Source organism: Bacillus sp. YBsi01 (genome assembly GCF_038406745.1).
Lineage (GTDB): Bacteria > Bacillota > Bacilli > Bacillales > Bacillaceae > Bacillus > Bacillus siamensis.
This window is the reverse complement of sequence record NZ_CP151679.1, coordinates 2265830-2281155: the sequence shown is the minus strand read 5'-3', so window position 1 is coordinate 2281155 and position 15326 is coordinate 2265830. Positions and strand designations below refer to the sequence as shown.

Below are 15326 nucleotides of genomic sequence, written 5' to 3'. Positions count from 1 at the left end.
TTTATTGTTTGTAAAACCGCAGCAGGTCGCCGTTTAATATTTTATCGGAGAGCATCAGCTCTTGTTCCGCTTTTTCTTTCTCATCGCTGCACGCGCCTATGTCAGAAAGCGGTTCGCCCGTTTTGCGGCTGTAACACGTATTTTTCGTATAAATATGATCATCCGTGATAAAGCTGCCGTTTCTCAGCACAGCAAACGGAGTCCGCTCTTTGGAAAACAGGTCATTGCCGAACTGAATGCTGCCTTTCGTTTCAATGCCGAGCAGGTGAAGCAGCGTCGGTCTTACATCAACCTGCCCCGCGGCGGAAGCGATCGTTTCCGGCTCACGGTCGGTCACCCCGGGAATATGAATGATAAACGGCACGCGCTGAAGCTGAACCGTATCAAACGGCGTAATTTCTTCTTTTCCCAAGAATTCGGCAAGTCCTTTATTGTGGGCTTCGGATATGCCGTAATGATCTCCCATCAGGACGATCATCGCGTTGTCATACAGCCCTTCTTTTTTCAGCTTGTTGAAAAAGTGTTTTAGCGCCTCATCTTCATAGCGGACCGTCGTCACATAACGGTTTAACAAATCACTGCTAGTGTCCGGTTCCTCAATGAGCTGATCCTGTTTATCAATTTCAAAAGGAAAATGGTTGGTCAAAGTCAGCAGGCTTGCGTAAAACGGCTGCGGAAGCTTCTTTAATTTTTCCGCTGACTGTTCGAGAAATTCCTTGTCCTTCAGGCCCCAGCCCGTTGAGTTTTCCGGTGTCACTTTAAATTCATCCGCGTCGAAAAAACGGTCGATGCCGAATGCCCCGTACATCTCATCCCGGTTCCAAAAGGCCTTATGATTGGCATGCAGAACGGCCGAATAGTACCGATGGTCTTTTAACGTATGGTACAGCGTATTGAACCGGTGGCCGCTTTTTGTGAAAAAAACGGCGCCGCTTGAAGACGGATACAGCGAATTCGCAGTAATGAATTCTGAATCTGAGGTTTTTCCCTGTTCGGTCTGCTGATAAAAATGAGTGAAGTCATAGCTTTTTTTCCGCAGCTTATTCATAAACGGGGTAATCTCCCGCCCGTTGACCCGTTCATCCATCACAAAACGCTGTGTTGATTCAAGCGTGACAAAAATCACATTACGCCCTTTAGCAAGCCCGAATTTTGCATCGGACGGGCGGCTGTAGTCGGCTTGGGTGTAGTTCGCGACCGCCGCAAGACTGTCTTCGTCGGCAAACGCTTTAGCCCCTGCATTCAACGTTTGCGAAATGGTGTCATACAAATGAAAGTGGAACAGGCCGATTCCTTTTACGAGCGCTTCACGATCAAAAGGATGCCTGAACAGCTTCGGCTGCTCGGCCTCAGACAGCGCAAGGTTGCACAGCATGAGGCCGGCTGATGCCCACGCATACGCTTTAACAGTCCGGGCGCCCGCTTTTCCCTTACCGGCTTTATGCTTTCCCGCTAGGTAAAACAGAACCGCAATATCCGCGAATAAAGCGATATACAGCGGGTGAAACAGCTCTTGGACGCTGCTTCCCATATCGCCCATATTGCTTGCCTGAAACAAAACCGGTATGGTGATAAAATCAATATAAAACCCGTAAAACACCGTATTCGCAATTAAAATCCCCGTCAGCATCACATTCGCCGAAAGCAGAAAGATCCGCTGCTTTTTTTCCGTCAGCAGCAGGCCGATGCCGAACAGCGGCACAATAAAGCTCAGCGGGTTAATGAGAAGCAGACATTCCTCAAGAACAGAATTGTTCTGCAGATCAAAACCGAGCTTGTAAACGACGTATGTTTTTATCCACATGAACAGGATGGACAGGCATAAAAACCGATGATTGCTGAAAAAGGATTTCTTCATATGTATGACTCCTCACCCTAAAAGCGAAAGACGCTTTTTGTTTAAGAGATGCGGCCGTGAACCAATTCGTATAAATAATAGCAGGATACAATCGTTAACCCGGCCAGCACAAGCTGCTCCGAAAAGCTCCCCGTCCTCATATAAAGGGGAAGACGGAAGCGGATGGTTGACGGAAACAGCAGTTTAATGCCGTTGACGGTCCATGCGTCAAGCACAAGGTGGCTTGCCATTCCGATCATCAGTCCGGCGGAGATGCTTGGATTCGGGATATAGGCTGCCGTGATGAAAAACATAATTAGCATAAACAGCAGACTGTGTGTAAACGTTCTGTGGCCGAACACCGTGCTTACGATTTTGGACAGAACGGGCAGCGTTCTGCCGATTTTGCTTTTCGTATGGCATATATCGGGAATCAGCGCCCCGAGGGCACCCGCGGAGGTCATAAGGACCGGATCATACCCGTAATAATACGCAATTGCGGAACAAGAAGCGATGCCTCCCATGATGTGTGTTTTTCCTGTCATTTTTCGCTTCTCCTTTTTATTTTTGCCAAAATCCCCTGAATTACAAATATATCAAGAGAATGCATGTTTGATCAACAAACTTTACCTGTTCCGCCAAAAGGAAGGAGGATCGGATTCCGCATATTCTGCCGCGGAAAAAGACACATTATAGGTGTACCTATATTTGATAAAGAGGTGATACAGATGGCTTTCTTTAACAAAGAAAAAGGCAAAAACAGCGATAAAAACAAAAACGTCATTCAAGGTGCGCTTGAGGACGCCGGTGCAGCTTTGAAAGACGATCCGCTTCAAGAAGCTGTTCAAAAGAAAAAAAACAACCGCTGACCATATAAAACGGGTAGGGCGAATGCTCTATCCGTTTTCCGTCTAATTTTTCCCTTTGACAGATCTTTTTATCTCTGATAACCTCTGAGTAGAATTGAATGATAAAAATCCTCACTCTTTCTCGGTGAGGTAGAGGTTGCGCTTGATGATGAGTCGCACATGCCAGGCTGATAAGGGGCCGCAAAACATGTGTTAAAGGCATCAGCGCCGAAGTGTAAAGAAAGCCGATCCTTCTTTATGCTGGGACTGTATCTGAATAAGTGCAGGACTGCCGCGTGCTTTTTCGCGGAGGGCTATCCGGAGATCAAGGGTGTGTGTTTCTTTAAGCATGGACTTTTGTTCAGGCTTTTTTTGTGTGTAAATATGGTCTCGGGGTCTGGTCCGTACGAATGAACAACCAGGAGGTACAGGAATGGAACAGACGAAAAAATGGGGTTTTTGGTTATTAACGGCATTTGTCGTAGGAAATATGGTAGGCTCGGGCATCTTTTCCCTTCCGAGCACGCTCGCAAAAATCGCGAGCCCGTTCGGCGCTACATCGGCATGGCTTTTGACGGGAGCCGGTGTGTTAATGATCGCGCTTGTCTTCGGTCACTTATCCATCCGCAAGCCTGAGCTGACGGCGGGGCCGCAAAGCTATGCGAGAGCGCTGTTCAGCGATCGGAAAAAAGGGAATGCAGCCGGATTCACGATGGTGTGGGGCTACTGGGTGGCGAGCTGGATCAGCAACGTGGCGATCATCACCAGCCTTGCCGGATATTTAACTTCTTTTTTCCCGATTTTAACGGATAAGCGTGAAATGTTTTCAATCGGCGGTCAGGCGGTTACACTTGGCCAGCTGCTGACGTTTGCCGTATGTACGGTTTTATTGTGGGGCACTCACACGATTCTCGTTTCCAGTATGAACGGTGCGAGTAAATTAAATTTCGTTACGACGTTTTCAAAAGTATTAGGATTTATCTTCTTTATCATTGCAGGTTTGTTTGTATTTCAAACGTCGTTTTTCGATCATTTTTATTTTCCGGTTCAAACAGGTCCTCACACGGTTGAGGGAATCGGCGGTCAGGTCCACAATGCGGCGATTTCAACATTATGGGCGTTCGTCGGAATTGAATCGGCAGTCATCTTATCCGGGCGCGCCCGTTCGCAGCGCGACGTGAAACGCGCCACCATTACCGGCTTATTGATTGCGCTCAGCATCTATATCATCGTGACATTGATTACGATGGGCGTGCTTCCGCATGGTAAGCTTGTCGGCTCGGAAAAACCGTTTGTTGACGTCTTATACGCGATCGTCGGCAATGCGGGAAGCATCATCATGGCGATTTTGGCGATCCTCTGTCTGTTCGGGACGATGCTCGGCTGGATTCTTCTCGGCTCTGAAGTTCCGTATCAAGCCGCGAAATCAGGAGACTTTCCCGCCGCTTTTGCAAAAACGAATAAACAGGGAAGCCCGGTTGTGTCGTTAATCGTCACGAACGTGATGTCACAGATCTTTATCTTTTCGGTTATTTCCCGGACAATCAGTGACGCGTTTACGTTTCTAACAACGGCGGCGACACTCGCTTACCTGATTCCATATCTCATATCAGCGTTTTACAGCCTGAAGCTCGTGCTGACGGGTGAAACGTATGACGAAATCAAGGGTTCAAGAGTGAAGGACGGTTTCATCGCCATCCTTGCCTGCATTTATTCTTTTTACGTCATTATTACGGGAACGGCCGATTTAACGACCTTTATTCTCGGGATCGGACTGTTTTTCGTCGGTTTGCTGTTATATCCTTTCGTTTCAAAGAAATTTGCAAACAACAGACAATCCGTATAAAAAAAGACATCTCACGTCTGTGGGATGTCTTTTTTGGCGTCAGCGGATTACTTTTTGACGGCGTGTATATAATGAATGGTCTCGAATGCGGTTAAATGATCAGTGCGCCCGCTGAAAAAACGGTCATTGATTACCGTTGGAGATAAATGTTCATAAATAAGCAAGCCTGATGATTCTAACAGCTTTTCAATTTCTTTATAGCTGAAACACGACAGCATCGGTTCTCCGCCTGCCGCAGCCATTTTCACCATGTTCTCCACTCTATTTGACAGTCCTTTTTCTTCAAAGAGCGACTCATCCGCATAATCAAACACGACAGAGCTGCCGGGCGGGACTTCGGCAAATAATTGTGTAAGCAGGCGGGCGAGATGCTTTTTCGTAAGATAATATGACACACCGAGCAGGCTGAAAAAGGTTTTTCGGCGGGAAAAACCTTCCTGATTCAGACAGCTGAAAGAAAGCGGAACCGTAAAGTCCATCGGCGCAAAATGAAGACGGCTCGGGATATCGCGCTCAAGACGTCTTAATCTGTTTAATTTGTCTTCCTGTGAAGCGCGGAGATCCACTTCAAAGATGTCTGTGCTGTTTGTCACCTCGGGATGCCTGAAACAGAAAGTATCCAGCCCTGCGCCGAGGATGACATACTGTTTGGCCCCGAGCTTCACTTCATTCAAAAGCACTTCTTCACAATATGCGGCACGGGCTAACGGTGTAGGAGACAGCTGAACTTGAGTCACCCATTTTAAGATGTCATCCGGTTTGCCTTGAAGCTTCCGGGCCATGTCTTTGCTGAAAAATGATATACCTTGAATCAAATGATCGCTGATGTCCGACAGCTCTTTTTCAGATAAAAGATCTTGTGCCAAGAAATCATCAAATATCACCGGTGTGTCGTATTTACTGTGGTACGCCCTTACGAAAGCCGACAGCAGGGAAGTCATACTCGCTTTATTTTCTCTCATATTAAAGATCCTCCGTTATTTACATCAATCTCCGGCCGGGAGAATCTCATTATACATGTTAATCCAAAAATGTAAATTATAGCATAAATAAATTTTTTTGTCAAGTTTTTGGCGTCATAAAAAGCCGCTGTGACAGCGGCTCCCGGGTTACTTTGTTAAGCTTTTTGTGATGTAGTCGAGCTGGCCTTCGAGTGAGATCGGGTCTGAGAAATAGAAGCCGATCGGATCAATGTGATAGACATGGTTTTGCTTGACGGCATCGAGATTCTTCCAGATTGAACTGTCAAGCACGCCTTTGTCGTCACCGCCGGCCTGCCATGGCCCCATAAAGATATAGTCTCCCGCGAAGTCAGGCAGTTTTTCAAGTGAAATGCTGGCGTAGCCCGGCCCTTGATTAATGGCTTTTTCCTGCGTCAGTTTTGTGGCTTTCAGCCCGAGTTTGTCATAAATGATGCTTCCGCCGCGGCCGAAGTCTTTACCGAATACATAGATGTCTTTTCCATTTGTCTGCATGATGGAGATGGTTTTTGAGCCGACCGCTTTTTGAACTTTTGTTTTAGCGGCAGCGGTTTTCTTATCCCATTCAGCCAGCCATTTATCTGCTTTGTCTTCAGTGCCTGTCATTTTCGCAAACTCTTTGAATTGATCAATGTTGCTGAGCTTGTCATATTTAATGGCGATGGTCGGCGCGATTTTTTCCAGTTTTTCAATATCGGCGCCTTGTGTCGTCCAGACAACGATTAAATCAGGCTTTAAGTCAATGATTTTCTCAACGGACGTGCCGTCGCCGATGTTTGTCACACCGTTTGTTTTCCCTTTGTAATAAGGGTTTTTAAATACGTTTTGCGGCGCGCCGACAACATTGATGCCGAGCTGTTTGAAGTCGCCGTAGTAGCCGTCAGCCATGACGACGACACGTTTCGGATGCTTCGGAATTTTAATATTGCCGTTTTCGGCTTTATAAGTGACGGTTTCTCCTTTTTCAGAAGAGCCTTTCGTGTCTGAAGAATTTCCGCATGCGGCCAAAGCGGCGATGAGCAGCACGGCAATCAGCGCAGCGCCGATTTTCTTGTATGTATGGAACATCTGACATTCCTTCTTTCATAAAAAATAGTGATAAAGAGAATCATTATCAGTGTGATTATATCACTGCTTTTATAGAGAAGCACGCTCTTTTTAAAGAAAAGCTTTCTTTTATGATATGAAATTAGGTCTATTAAAAGAGAAGATAAAAGTGCTATACTGAAACAAGTCATTGATAATCATTATCATTACCATTCTTGTTTTGAGAAAGGAAGAACGAGTGTTGGGTCTATTAAAAAAGAAGCAGACAATGACGGCTCAAGGGGCATCAGGGAGCGAAATCCAGTGGACGGCGCGTTCATTCCGGGCGGCTGTGCTGCTGTGTGCCGGTATTGCGGTTTTATTGATCGGCGCGGCCTTGTCTGTTTCCATCGGAGCTGCCGATATTCATCTGCGGACGGTGTGGGATGCTCTCTTTCACTTTCAGCCGCAAAATACATCTCATCAAATCATACGCGATCTGAGGCTGCCGAGAACTGCCGCCGCCGCGCTCGTCGGGGCTTTTTTAGCTGTGTCCGGCGCGATCATGCAGGGGCTGACGCGGAACCCGCTTGCTGAGCCTTCCATTATGGGCGTGACGTCGGGGTCGGGATTTGCGATCGCTTTGGCATTTGCTTTTTTTCCGGGGCTCTCTGCCGCTGGGCTTGTTTTGTGGTCCTTTATGGGAGCGGGAATCGGGGCGCTCATTGTGTTTGGCATCGGCCTGTTTTCAAAAGGCGGGCTGACACCGGTGAAGCTCGCGCTGGCCGGTACGGCGGTCGGCTATTTCTTAACGGGGCTTTCAAGCGCGATTGCGATCCGTTTTGATGTCGCTCAGGATGTGAAGTTCTGGTATGCCGGAGGAGTCGCGTCCGTGAAATGGGAGGGCGTCCAGCTGCTTTTGGCAGTCGGCGTCATCGGACTTTTGCTCGCATTTCTGATTGCGCGCTCAGTGACGGTGCTGAGCTTGGGTGAGGAGCTTGCGAAAGGGCTCGGGCAGTACACGGCGCTTGTGAAAGTCATCGGAATGGTTGTCGTTGTCCTTTTGACGGGGGCTTCAGTCTCAGTCGCCGGAGCCATTTCTTTTATCGGCTTGGTGATTCCGCACATCACCCGTTTTTTAGTCGGTGTAGATTACAGATGGATTATTCCTTGTTCTGCGGTATTCGGCGCCGTTTTGTTAGTCTTCAGTGACATTGCGGCAAGACTCGTCAATGCGCCGTTTGAAACACCGGTCGGCGCTTTAACGGCCCTTATCGGCGTTCCCTTTTTCTTTTATTTGGCGCGCAGGGAAAGGAGAGGGCTGTAATGAATGTGAAATCGAAAAAACCGCTCGCGGTTATAGCCGTTACGTTTTTGCTCATATGCATTGTCTTTTTTATCAGCTTAAATATGGGTGTGATCCGGATTGCGCCTTTCGATGCGTTACGTGTCTTTTTCGGACAGGGGGATGCCCGGGATCAGCTCGTTTTATTTGAATTCAGACTGCCGCGCATGGTGCTGTCATTACTGGTCGGGGCCGGAATCGCGGTTTCAGGCGCGATTTTTCAAAGCGTGTCTCAAAATGACTTGGCGGAGCCGGGCATTCTCGGTATCAACGCCGGAGCGTCTTTGGCGGTCGTTCTGTTTATCTTCTTTTTCCAAGGGTCCGCTGCTGATTTAAGCATGTTCAGTACATGGCTGCTTCCGGTGAGCGCTTTGGCGGGGGCTTTTCTGGCTGTGCTGCTCATCTATGTGCTCGCTTGGAAAAAAGGTGTTTCGCCTGTCCGGCTCATTTTGGTCGGGATCGGCGTTAATGCGGGGTTTAATGCGCTTCTCTTGATTTTTCAGCTGAAAATGGACCCGCGGGACTTCATGCAGGCGCTTGTATGGATTTCCGGTTCGATTTGGAATGCCAATTGGAAAATGGTGCTGTCCATTTTGCCGTGGCTGCTGGTTCTTTTGCCGTTCAGCCTCTATAAAGCGAGGTATTTAAACGTGCTCCAGCTCGGTGACCAGCTGGCGGCGGGACTCGGCACCCGGGTCGAAAAGGAACGGCGCATTCTGCTGTTTTCAGCTGCCGCCTTGGCCGCGTCATGTGTTGCGGCAGCCGGCGGAATCGCTTTTCTCGGATTGATTGCCCCGCATTTGGCCAGAAGGCTTACCGGGCCGCGCCATCAAACGCTTATTCCGGTTTCGGCTTTAATCGGCGCATTTTTATTTCTGCTCGCTGATACGCTGGCGAGAAATGTGCTTGCGCCGTCCGAGGTTCCGGTCGGCTTGGTGATTTCCGTGCTCGGAGCGCCGTATTTTGTCTATTTGCTGATGAAAACGAAATAGAGGAAGGAGACTGCCGCGATGAACTCATTATCGGCGGAACAGCTTACTGTCGGTTATGGAGACCGTCTGATAGCGAAAGAATTGGACATCGCCATACCGAAAGGAAAAATCACAACGCTGATCGGCCCAAACGGATGCGGAAAATCGACGGTTCTTAAGACGATGTCAAGAATCATGAAACCGAAATCCGGCGCCGTCTATTTAAACGGACAGGCGATCATGCAAAAATCCACGAAGGACATCGCCAAGGAAATGGCCATCCTTCCGCAGACGCCTGAAGCGCCGAGCGGGCTGACGGTATACGAACTTGTTTCTTACGGCAGGTTTCCGCATCAGTCCGGAATGGGCCGCTTAAGTGATAAAGACCGTGATATGATCAAGTGGGCGCTTGAAGAGACGGGGATGGCCGAATTTTACGACCGGCCGATCGAAGCGCTTTCCGGAGGACAGCGGCAGCGTGTGTGGATCGCCATGGCGCTCGCTCAGGAAACGGAGCTGCTGCTTCTTGATGAACCGACCACTTATTTAGATCTCGCCCATCAGCTTGAAATTCTGCAGCTGCTGGACAAATTAAACAAAGAGCAGGGGCGCACGATTTTAATGGTTATTCATGATCTGAACCATGCCGCCCGTTTTTCCCATTATATGATTGCGCTGAAAAAAGGGCGCGTCATCAAGGAAGGGACGGCGGAGGAAGTCATGACGCCCGGCATATTGGAAGACGTGTTTCAGATTGACGCACAGATCGTTAAAGATCCGCGCACGAACAAACCCGTCTGCTTGACATACGATTTAATCCGGCATGAAAATGCCACGGTATGACGGTAAAAACGCAGAACCATTTCGGTCTGCGTTTTTTTATTGCGCCCGGGGCTGCTTTTGCCCGGAGACGCATTTATCCAAAACGAAAAAAACCCCCGCCACAATCAGCTCCTCGGTCGTTGACAGCCAAATCTTTTCAATCATTTTATCCGTCGTATACGCAGTCATCCAGAGGAACAGCAGCTGAACGGTGCTGGCTAAAAGAAGAAAAGGCAGCCTGCCCGTCCTAAAAAAAGTAAAGCTATGTATCATCAGCCGCTCAAGCGGTTCAAAACATAAACCGAGAAGAATAAAAAGCACGGAAAAAAGCAGGACGTACGCCATTGATCCGTAGCTCGTCCCGGCTAATGAAAAAACGGTCATCATCACGATGAAATACCCGAATAATACGGCGGCCGCTGCCAGGGCATACCTGAGCACCTGGAGAAAAAACAATTTCGGCCCGTTTTGATTGATCATCTGCTCAGCTCCTTTTTACACAGAGGAGACTTGCAGAGACGGACTCTGCAAGTCGGTGTGTGTCTTCAGCATTTCTTTTTGACGACAGGGTGTTTCTCTTTCGAAAGAATATCCGTAAAGTCTTTGCCCAGATCCAGATGCTGCTGGACGAATTTCTCAGGAAGCATGGCGAGCCATTGGTTCAGAGACACGTCGGCGTAGTGGTCATCCTTGAAGATTTCCAAGAAGACGAGCGGCTCATCCCCAAGATTCTCTACATAATGGCCCATGGCGAACGGAACGTAGCCGACATCTCCGGCCTGATAGTTGAAAGTTCTCGCATGGCCGTCCGAAGCAAACACCGTCATTCGTCCTTTACCGGAAATATAATACTGCCATTCATGTGTATTCGGATGCCAGTGCAGCTCTCTCATTGCGCCCGGTTCGACCACGACAAGCGCTGAAGCGATCGTTTTGGACACTTTGAAATTTGTGGAATCCGCAATATATACTTTGCCGCCGTCCGTTTCAGCAGTCGGACCTTCATCCAGCAGACGGTAGGTGAACGGGTAAGGCACCTCGCCGTTCGGTCCTTCCACAATGTCATCTTTCAGCTTGCCGGGAACAGGTTCTTCAAAGATATATTTTTCTTTCCCCGGCAGTCCGGCAAGGTCTTTTTCTGAAACCCCGAAGTTGCTGGCGATGACATCAAGCGGTGTGTGGGCAAGCCAGTCAGTTACTTGGAATGTGCTGTTTTCTGAGAATGAACCGTCATCAAAGACTAAAAGGAATTCACAGCCTTCTTTCAGCGCCTGAATGGAGTGCGGCAGGCCTGATGGGAAATACCACAGATCTCCTTCTTTCACGTCATCAATAAAACTGCGTCCCTGTTCATCAACAATTGTGACCCGCGCTTTGCCCGTCAGCATATATGCCCATTCCGCTTCTTTATGCCAATGCAGCTCACGGATGGCGCCTGGTTTTAAACGCATGTTGACAGATGCGAGATTTTTAGAAATCGGCAGCTCGCGGACGGTTACCTCACGCGCGTATCCGCCCTTTTCCAGCCGGTTATGCACATCTGAGAAAGAGAATTTCATATTATCCACCGTGCCGTGATCCGTTTCCGGCGGCGTCAGCATATCCGGATTTTGGCGGTCTCTTTCCAGGTTGCGCGGTATCGTGACGGTCGCTCCTTTGTCTCCTCTGATCGGCTGCGGGATATTGCAGTTGTTTTCTTTTGACATGTAAATCGTCTCCTCTCAAGCTTTGGTTTTCAGAAAGAGAATGTGAAAGGCCTTTCGTTTTCTCTTCTGCTTTGTTAAGTGATGCGTCCTGATGAAAAGTCAACTTCGTGTGAAAATTAATTTTTCATTTTCTGGTCTTTCAGCTCCGCCATCAGCTCGATCAGGGCGTCAAACTTCTTCTCAAACCGTGTGAGAAGATACATGGCAATCAGAGCCGGAAAGCCGAGATTGCCGATCTGTCTGACAACTTCTTCTATAAAAACCTGATCCATCACCAGCCACCTCCTGACTTGACCTGCAGTCATGTATATAAGTGAAAGAACGTGCTGCTCTTGTAAACCTGATATCCGGGCGAGAGTCTTTTTTTGTTCCGGCAAAACCGGGACATAAGGAGTGTGAAACCTTAGTCGGAAAGGAGTAGTTTACTTTTTTTTGCTTTCTTTCATTTAATTTAAATAGGAGGCGGTTTTATGGACTATCAAGTTCTTTTACGGTCAAAATGCAAGGAAATCATGAAACATCCGATCGTCAAACATTTCTTGAGTGACCCTAAGCATTACGAGAAATTTAAAAATGTGCTCGAACATTCAGACGAGAAGGATGCAAAATCACTGGACGAACATTTTAAGCAGTTTTATAAGGAAATCCGGATCATCAAATATATGAATTCTATGATCCGGATTTTCTCCATCGACTTTGACAAGCGCATCCGCAAAAATCAGAAGCGCTATCCGCTTACGGTGGATCAGCCGGAAGGAGGTGAAGCGCTTCCCTATGAAATGGGAAAAGACGCGTATGAAGAGTTTCTGCGGCAGCAGGGGGATTTGAGCCAGCATGTCCAAAACCGGGATTTATACGAAGCGCTCCAGACGTTAACCGATAAACAAAAAAGCGTGCTGACGAATATTTACCTTCACGAAGCGACAATGAAGGAGATTGCCGAGTCTCTGGGGGAGTCGCGGCAGAACATTTCCAATATTCATAAAAAGGGTCTCGACAATCTCAGAAAGCAGCTGGACAAGCAGAAAAAAGGGGGAAAATAAGCAGTGAACGGGCCATTTGACTTCAATAAGGGGAAAACAGATATCGACGAAATGGAACTTTTAATTTCGCGTTTTTCGCCAATGATAAAAAAAAACTGAGCAATACGTCTTACCAGGAAAGAGAAGATCTGGAACAGGAATTGAAGATTAAAATCGTTGAGAAAGCGGACATGCTGTTATGCCAGGAAGTGCCGGGATTTTGGGAATTTATTCTTCATCTTATAAATGAAAGCTCCTGACAAAGCGGCGGGATGATTAGGATTCCGCTCTGACACCGCGAGAAAAACGAGAGGAGATGTCCGGTCTCGTTTTTCTTTTCTGTTTCCCCGCAAGACCTCCGCACTAAAAAAGTACCAAATCTTATCCATATAATGATATGATGAAAAAAACAAAGAGAAAGGAACGTCCAAGGTGGAAAATGCGTCAATTTTAATTGTAGACGATGAGAAGGCGATCGTTGATATGGTCAAGCGCGTTCTCGTCAAAGAAGGCTATCACAACATTAAGACAGCAGGCAGCGCAGAGGAAGCGATTGAGTTTGTTAAACATGAGACAGCGGATCTGCTCGTGCTGGATGTGATGATGGAAGGCATGTCCGGTTTTGAGGCATGCGCCGAAATCCGGAACTATACCGACGCTCCGATCTTTTTTCTGACTGCCCGGTCGTCTGATGCGGATAAGCTGTCAGGATTTGCATTGGGAGCTGACGATTATATAACAAAGCCGTTTAATCCGCTTGAATTGGCGGCGCGGATCAGGGCGACGTTGAAGAGAACCTATAAGCGCGAAGAGAAAACGTACTCATACAGCCATTTTTCCTATTCGCCGCAAAACGCCGAGCTGATTGTCGGGGGCGAGCCCGTCAGCTGCTCCGCACAGCTTCTGCAATTGCTTCAATATTTCTGTGAACATCCTGATGTGGTGCTCTCTAAAGACCAGATCTATGAAAAAGTATGGGGCTATCCGTCTTACGGCGACAACAACACCGTCATGGTTCACATCCGCAAGCTCAGAGAAAAGATTGAAAAAGACCCCAGCAATCCGTCCTATATTGTGACGGTGCGCGGCCTCGGTTATCGGTTTATTCCCGATCAAGGAGAAAAAGGAACCCGCTCATGAGAATGCGCGGAAAATTTCTGCTTCACTTTTTCGGTCAGCTGCTGCTTGTCATCCTGCTGATGTCCGTTTTGGCCGTCGCTTCTTTCTTCTATTTGGATTGGCGTTTCAGCGAAGCGGAAGCCAATGCGGGACTTACTAAAGCGACGGCAGACTCGTTTGAAGCGTGGCTTGATAAAAACGAAGACGGCACATGGGATGTCGATGAATTTTTAAAGATGTCGGTCAGAAAGCAGAAGGGCTGGCTGCAGATCATTAATGACAAAGAAAAAACGGACTACGCGTACAGAGTGCCGAAAGACGTCCCGAGCCATTACAGCAGAAAAGATCTCTTATCCATTTATCAGTACCGGAATTTCGACAACTATAAGCTGAACTACTGGACGGTCACGATTAATGATGAGACCTATCTGATTCTGTTCGGCTGGAAATCCGCCAGTGAGCAGCTTCTCACTTACATCGAGTCCCAGGAGCCATCTCTCGCTTCTCTTTCTCAATATAAAAAAAGCACGGTTGATTATATTAAACGGGAAAAAGGGGCGGTCTACCTTCTCGAAGACAGCGGCAGACTGCTCGGGGATATCAACAGCACCAAAAAAGAGCGGAACACCGTCAATGAGCTTGAATTGCTGAAATACAATTCCAAACCGTGGAATTACAAGCGGGAAATTTCTTTTAAAAGACTCGATAAAACGAAATGGATGGTCGCGTCGGTGCCGAACCCCGTGTACATTCCCGATCATGAGTTTAACAAGTCATTTCTGAGAAATGTGATGAAAACCCTCTTCCTCTTGATCGGAATCTTAGTATTGATGATCTGCATCCTGACCATCTGGTACTCTTTCCGTTTCGGCTGGCCGCTGTTTCATACCATCAAATGGCTCGTCAATTTATCAAAGGGCCGGCTTGAAGAGCCGAAGAACCGCAAAGGACAGCCGGTCAGCAAAAACAAAAAAGGCAAAACAAAGCAGCCGTTCCGCTTTTTCGCTGAGATTTTCGAATCAATGGATCAGCTGACGGACACGCTGAAGCGGGATAAGAAAAACAGAGAAAAAATCCAGGCGACAAGGGAAGAGTGGATCGCCGGTCTGAGCCATGACTTGAAAACCCCGCTGAGCACGATTTACGGCTACAGCATGATGCTTGAATCGAAGCAATACGACTGGACCCCGGAAGAAGTCAAAGAAATGGGGCAGATTGTCCGGGAAAAATCAGAATATATGTCGAAGCTGATTGAGGACTTGAACTTGACATACCGTCTGAAAAACGCCGCCCTCCCGATCGAACGGCGCCTGATCAACGTCGTTCCGTTTATCAGAAACGTCACGAACGATTTCACGAAAAACACGTTCTCGGAAGGCTATGACATCGCCTTTGAAACCAAAAAGGAAGACATTCTTTTCGCCATTGATGAAGCATGGTTCCGCCGTATTCTGGAGAATCTGCTGGCAAACGCGGTAAAGCATAATAAAAAAGGGACCGCCATTCGGGTCGTGCTTGAGGAATCAGCAGAACAGCTCATTCTGAAGGTGAAAGATAACGGAAGAGGAATGGACGACGAAACGATTCACCAGCTGTTTAACCGTTATTACCGGGGAACGAATACGAAGGGGCCGTCAGAAGGAACTGGACTCGGGCTCGCCATTGCTAAGGAGCTGGTTCACCTCCATAACGGAACCATTCATGTCAACAGCAGAATCAGCGCCGGAACGGTGATTACGATTCTTTTTAAGAAAGATTGAGTTTGGACGCCGCTTTGTCGGGAATAACAATAGAAGACTGACAA

Annotated in this window: 15 protein-coding genes, 1 pseudogene and 1 riboswitch; of the genes and pseudogenes, 9 read left to right on the top strand and 7 right to left on the bottom strand. The window is 47.8% G+C overall.

Translation table 11 applies throughout. The features are described 5' to 3' along the window. Position 1 precedes the first annotated feature (1 nt). Positions 2–1858, bottom strand: a complete 1857-nt coding sequence (locus AADZ70_RS11400; protein ID WP_342007055.1) for an LTA synthase family protein — start codon at positions 1856–1858, stop codon at positions 2–4. Between the two features lie 41 nt (positions 1859–1899). Then, positions 1900–2382 (bottom strand): metal-dependent hydrolase, encoded by a 483-nt coding sequence (locus AADZ70_RS11395; RefSeq protein WP_016937948.1) that lies wholly within the window; start codon positions 2380–2382, stop codon positions 1900–1902. Between the two features lie 183 nt (positions 2383–2565). On the opposite strand from AADZ70_RS11395, the gene sspJ reads away from it, so the two are divergent. Next, a complete protein-coding gene (gene sspJ / locus AADZ70_RS11390; protein ID WP_007410034.1) occupies positions 2566–2706 on the top strand; it encodes a small acid-soluble spore protein SspJ in 141 nt (46 codons plus the stop codon). A gap of 122 nt (positions 2707–2828) precedes the next feature. Continuing rightward, a riboswitch (Lysine riboswitch) is annotated at positions 2829–3010 on the top strand. Positions 3011–3118: 108 nt separating this feature from the next. Then, positions 3119–4531: an amino acid permease gene (locus tag AADZ70_RS11385; RefSeq protein WP_047477541.1), complete on the top strand. Its 1413-nt coding sequence runs from the start codon at positions 3119–3121 to the stop codon at positions 4529–4531. Positions 4532–4578: 47 nt separating this feature from the next. On the opposite strand, the gene AADZ70_RS11380 is transcribed toward AADZ70_RS11385, so the two are convergent. Next, the gene (locus tag AADZ70_RS11380) at positions 4579–5493 is read right to left on the bottom strand and encodes a class I SAM-dependent methyltransferase (RefSeq protein WP_342007054.1); all 915 of its coding nucleotides are present in this window, start codon (positions 5491–5493) and stop codon (positions 4579–4581) included. Between the two features lie 147 nt (positions 5494–5640). After that, on the bottom strand, positions 5641–6579 hold the full coding sequence (locus tag AADZ70_RS11375) for an iron-hydroxamate ABC transporter substrate-binding protein (RefSeq protein ID WP_049627351.1): 939 nt from the start codon (positions 6577–6579) through the stop codon (positions 5641–5643). A gap of 247 nt (positions 6580–6826) precedes the next feature. Between AADZ70_RS11375 and AADZ70_RS11370 the strand changes: the two genes are divergently transcribed. The 3 genes from AADZ70_RS11370 to AADZ70_RS11360 are packed head-to-tail and all read left to right on the top strand — an operon-like array spanning position 6827 to position 9696. Then, positions 6827–7864, top strand: coding sequence for an iron ABC transporter permease (locus AADZ70_RS11370; protein ID WP_173363133.1), 1038 nt, complete (start codon positions 6827–6829; stop codon positions 7862–7864). Beyond that, on the top strand, positions 7864–8874 hold the full coding sequence (locus tag AADZ70_RS11365; protein WP_016937953.1) for an iron ABC transporter permease: 1011 nt from the start codon (positions 7864–7866) through the stop codon (positions 8872–8874). The genes AADZ70_RS11370 and AADZ70_RS11365 overlap by 1 nt, the downstream gene beginning before the upstream one ends. An 18-nt stretch (positions 8875–8892) precedes the next feature. Continuing rightward, positions 8893–9696, top strand: a complete 804-nt coding sequence (locus tag AADZ70_RS11360) for an ABC transporter ATP-binding protein (RefSeq protein WP_007613715.1) — start codon at positions 8893–8895, stop codon at positions 9694–9696. Between the two features lie 36 nt (positions 9697–9732). On the opposite strand, the gene AADZ70_RS11355 is transcribed toward AADZ70_RS11360, so the two are convergent. The 3 genes from AADZ70_RS11355 to AADZ70_RS11345 form a co-directional block, all read right to left on the bottom strand. Next, positions 9733–10155, bottom strand: a complete 423-nt coding sequence (locus tag AADZ70_RS11355) for a regulatory YrvL family protein (protein WP_016937954.1) — start codon at positions 10153–10155, stop codon at positions 9733–9735. 65 nt (positions 10156–10220) lie between these two features. Further along, positions 10221–11381: an oxalate decarboxylase family bicupin gene (locus AADZ70_RS11350; RefSeq protein WP_016937955.1), complete on the bottom strand. Its 1161-nt coding sequence runs from the start codon at positions 11379–11381 to the stop codon at positions 10221–10223. A 116-nt stretch (positions 11382–11497) separates the two neighbouring features. Next, positions 11498–11653: a YvrJ family protein gene (locus AADZ70_RS11345; protein WP_016937956.1), complete on the bottom strand. Its 156-nt coding sequence runs from the start codon at positions 11651–11653 to the stop codon at positions 11498–11500. A 240-nt stretch (positions 11654–11893) separates the two neighbouring features. Between AADZ70_RS11345 and AADZ70_RS11340 the strand changes: the two genes are divergently transcribed. From AADZ70_RS11340 to AADZ70_RS11325, 4 genes and pseudogenes are all read left to right on the top strand, one after another. Next, entirely contained in the window at positions 11894–12424 is a 531-nt protein-coding gene (locus AADZ70_RS11340) for a sigma-70 family RNA polymerase sigma factor (RefSeq protein WP_116746237.1), read from the top strand. 51 nt (positions 12425–12475) lie between these two features. After that, positions 12476–12663 (top strand): annotated as a pseudogene (gene rsoA / locus AADZ70_RS11335) (sigma-O factor regulator RsoA). Positions 12664–12835: 172 nt separating this feature from the next. Further along, complete coding sequence (locus AADZ70_RS11330) at positions 12836–13543, top strand: response regulator transcription factor (RefSeq protein ID WP_016937959.1); 708 nt, start codon at positions 12836–12838, stop codon at positions 13541–13543. Continuing rightward, positions 13540–15282 carry a HAMP domain-containing sensor histidine kinase gene (locus AADZ70_RS11325; protein ID WP_060964297.1) on the top strand — a complete coding sequence of 581 codons (1743 nt, stop codon included), beginning with the start codon at positions 13540–13542 and terminating at the stop codon, positions 15280–15282. Before AADZ70_RS11330 ends, AADZ70_RS11325 begins: the two co-directional genes overlap by 4 nt. The last annotated feature ends 44 nt before the right edge of the window (positions 15283–15326 follow it).